Genomic DNA, 3,925 nt, shown 5'->3' with positions numbered 1-3,925 from the left:
CCACCCCCTGTGGGGGCGCCTCCCCGCCACGCGGGGGGGGGCGGAAAAACCCCCCCCCCCGCCGTTGCTGCCCCGATGCCATGAATAGACTGTTGTTGCTGATCCTCGTTGCCTTCGCCACCCTGGCCACCGGCTGTGATCGCGAGAAGTACGCCGAGCACCGCAGCGAGCGCAGCAAGCCCAAGGCCGAGGTCACCCTCGAGCGCATCGCCATCCGCCGCGCGCCCTACCCCAACCTGGACATCCTGCCGGATGGCCGCCTGCGCGTTGATGACATCGTCATCCCCTTGAACGCCGAGCAGCAGGCAATGCTGCAGACCAGCTTCGTCAAGCTGCAGATCCTGCGCCAGAACACCTTGGTGGACGCCGATCCGGCATCCGCACAGGAGCGCACGCTGCCGCTGCAGGTCCCCGAAGGCCAGTCGCCGTTCCCGCCGGATCTGGCCAAGCACATTCCCGAGTTCGAGAAGTACGACGAATCCCTGGCCAACCTGCGCGCCGTGCGCTGAGCCTGTAGTGCCGACCCATGGTCGGCAATGGCTGCACCTGAAAGGTCAATGTAGTGCCGAGCCATGCTCGGCAGAGGCCTGCCCAGCAACGTCTCCCGCAGGAGCCGCGTAAACCGCGACGCCAGCAGCACCCGAAGGTCCGAAAGCTAACCCCTCCCCAGCCCTCCCCTTCGCTACGCGAAAGGGAGGGGGCAAACCCATCAATGATCGTGGATGCCGCCCAGGGTCAGCGCCGCCGGATCCAGCAGGCGTTTCAGCTCGGCCTCGGACAAACCGCTGTCCTCCAGCGCCACTTCCAGCACCGGACGCTGCTCCTTGTAGGCGCGCTTGGCAATCGCCGCGGCCTTCTCGTAGCCGATGATCGGGTTCAGCGCAGTCACCAGGATGGGATTGCGGGCCAAGGCCTCACGTACCCGCTCCTGCTTGACCACCAGGCCCACGAACACCTTGTCGGCCAGTAGCATCATCACGTTGGACAGCAGCTGGATCGAATCCAGCAGGTTGGCCGCGATCAGCGGCAGCGCCACGTTCAACTGGAAGTTGCCGGTCTGCCCGGCCACGGTGATCGCCGCATGGTGGCCAATCACCTGCGCAGCCACCATCACCGTTGCTTCCGGGATCACCGGATTGACCTTGCCCGGCATGATCGAGCTGCCCGGCTGCAAGGCCGGCAGCTCGACTTCACCCAGGCCGGCCAACGGACCGGAGTTCATCCAGCGCAGGTCGTTGGCGATCTTGATCAAGGCCACCGCCAGCGCATTGAGCTGGCCTGACAACTCGACTGCATCGTCCTGTGCAGCCAGTCCTTCAAACTTGTTGGCCGCACTTTCGAACTTGACCCCGGTGCTGAGCGACAGCGCCCGTGCCACCTTGCCGCCGAAGCGCGGATCGGCGTTGATGCCGGTACCGATCGCGGTACCGCCCAGCGGCAGGCGGCGCAGGCGCTTCAAGGCATCTTCGATGCGTCCTTCGGCCGAGGCCAGCTGTGCCGACCAGGCACCGAACTCCTGGGCGAAGGTCAGCGGCATCGCATCCATCAGATGGGTGCGGCCGGTCTTGACGACCTTGCCCAGCGTGCGGGCGCGCTTGTCGATGGTCTTGCGCAGGTGCTTCAGCGCCGGCAGCAGCGATTCCACCACCTCGAGCTGGGCCGAGACGCGGATGGCGGTCGGGATGACGTCATTGGAGCTCTGCCCCAGATTGACGTGATCGTTGGGGTGCACTGCAGTCTTGCCGGCCTTGCCGCCATGGTTGGCCAACGTGGCGATGACCTCGTTGGCGTTCATGTTCGACGAGGTGCCAGAACCGGTCTGGTAGACATCGATAGGGAACTGGTTGTCGTGCGCACCGATGGCCACCTCGGTCGCCGCCGACTGGATCGCCTTGCCAACACCCTTGGGCAGCAGCCCCAGGCCGGTGTTGACCTCGGCCGCCGCGCCCTTGATCAGGCCCAGCGCACGAATGAAGGCGCGCGGCATGCGCTGCCCGGAGATCGGGAAATTCTCGACCGCACGCTGCGTCTGCGCGCCCCACAGGGCCTCGGCCGGCACCTGCAGTTCGCCCATGCTGTCGTGTTCGGTCCGGAAACCACTCTTGGAAACCTTGCTCATCATCAACTCCGCACATCTTCGTTGGGGTAAAAGGAAGCTGCTGCGGCTGGCAATGGGCAGGCTTCCCTGGCTGGCGGCTGCGCACACCATACCCGTCATGTGCCGCGATGGCACCTGCGGCCGGCGGGATTTAATGGCCCGCCAGCGGCCGTTGCCCCGGCAGCGTAGAATATGCGCCCCCGCTACTGCCCAACGCCTGCCGCCATGACGGATACGTCCCGCCAAGAAGCCGCCCTGCTCGCCCTGTCCCCGCTTGATGGCCGTTATGCCGGCAAGGTCGACGCCCTGCGCCCGATCTTCTCCGAGTACGGCCTGATCAAGGCCCGCGTCAAGGTCGAGATCGAATGGCTGCTGGCGCTGGGCGCCGAGCCGGGCATCACCGAGCTGGCCGACTTCTCGGCGGCCGGCAAGGCCAAGCTGCGCGCACTGGCCGATGGCTTCTCGGTCGAGAACGCTGCCCGCGTCAAGGAGATCGAGCGCACCACCAACCACGACGTCAAAGCCGTGGAGTACTTCATCAAAGAGCAGCTCAAGGACGACGCCGAGCTGGCACCGGCACTGGAATTCGTGCATTTCGCCTGCACCAGCGAGGACATCAACAACCTGTCCTATGGCCTGATGCTGGCTGAAGCCCGCGACAAGGTGATCCTGCCCGGTTACAGCGGCATCGCCGCCTCGCTGCGCCAGCTGGCGCACGCCCAGGCCGAACAGCCCATGCTGTCCCGCACCCACGGCCAGACCGCCTCGCCGACCACCCTGGGCAAGGAGCTGGCCAACGTCGTCGCCCGTCTGGAGCGGCAGATCCGCCAGATCGGCGCGGTCGAGCTGACCGGCAAGATCAACGGCGCCGTCGGCAACTACAACGCCCACGTCGTGTCCTACCCGAACATCGACTGGCCGGCCTTCGCCGAGCGTTTCGTCACCTCGCTGGGCCTGGTGTTCAACCCCTACACCACCCAGATCGAGCCGCACGACAACGTCGCCGAGATCGGTGACGCCGCGCGCCGCGCCAACACCATCCTGATCGACCTGGCCCGCGACATCTGGGGCTACATCTCGCTGGGCTACTTCAAGCAGAAGCTCAAGGAAGGCGAAGTCGGCTCCTCGACCATGCCGCACAAGGTCAACCCGATCGACTTCGAGAATGCCGAGGGCAACTTCGGCATCGGCAACGCCCTGTTCGAGCACTTCAGCGCCAAGCTGCCGATCAGCCGCTGGCAGCGCGACCTGACCGACTCCACCGTGCTGCGCGCCGTCGGCACCGCCTTCGGCCACAGCCAGGTGGGCCTGGAGTCGCTGGCCAAGGGCCTGGGCAAGCTGACCGTGAACCCGGAGCGCCTGGACGCCGATCTGGACGCTGCCTGGGAAGTGCTGGCTGAAGCCGTGCAGACGGTGATGCGCCGCCACGGCCTGCCGAATCCCTACGAGCAGCTCAAGGCACTGACCCGCGGTCACGGCATCACCGCCGATTCGATGCGCGAGTTCATCGAGACCCTGGAACTGCCGGCCGACGCCAAGCAGCGCCTGCGCGAGCTGACCCCGGGCGGCTATGCCGGCCTGGCGGCTGAGCTGGCCAAGGCGATCTGAGCCGCAGAAATGCTGGGTGCTTGAAGCCCTTCTCCCGTTCACGGGGTGAGAGCAGCAGGCTGCGAACCATTGGTTCGCTGCTGCTCGAACGCCCTTGCGCCAGCGCAAGGGCCGGGGCGCGGAGCGGGGGTTGGGATGAATGAAAGCTTTTAGATGTAGTGCCGAGCCATGCTCGGCAGAAGCTTTCCCGGTAAAGCCCCTTGCCGAGCATGGCTCGGC

Annotated in this window: 3 protein-coding genes; 2 read left to right on the top strand and 1 reads right to left on the bottom strand. The window is 66.0% G+C overall.

The genetic code is table 11. The features are described from left to right. The first annotated feature begins 80 nt into the window (after positions 1 to 80). A complete protein-coding gene (locus QMX78_RS20500) occupies positions 81 to 509 on the top strand; it encodes a hypothetical protein (protein ID WP_282273111.1) in 429 nt (142 codons plus the stop codon). Between the two features lie 200 nt (positions 510 to 709). Here the strand turns inward: QMX78_RS20500 and QMX78_RS20495 are convergent, their stop codons facing one another. Next, on the bottom strand, positions 710 to 2,119 hold the full coding sequence (locus QMX78_RS20495) for a class II fumarate hydratase (protein WP_282273109.1): 1,410 nt from the start codon (positions 2,117 to 2,119) through the stop codon (positions 710 to 712). Between the two features lie 204 nt (positions 2,120 to 2,323). On the opposite strand from QMX78_RS20495, the gene purB reads away from it, so the two are divergent. Continuing rightward, positions 2,324 to 3,706 (top strand): adenylosuccinate lyase, encoded by a 1,383-nt coding sequence (gene purB, locus QMX78_RS20490; protein ID WP_282273107.1) that lies wholly within the window; start codon positions 2,324 to 2,326, stop codon positions 3,704 to 3,706. The last annotated feature ends 219 nt before the right edge of the window (positions 3,707 to 3,925 follow it).

This window comes from Stenotrophomonas sp. PS02298 (assembly GCF_029959445.1).
Lineage (GTDB): Bacteria > Pseudomonadota > Gammaproteobacteria > Xanthomonadales > Xanthomonadaceae > Stenotrophomonas.
The sequence above is the reverse complement of the archived record's forward strand: the minus strand, read 5'-3'. Positions and strand labels throughout refer to the sequence as shown.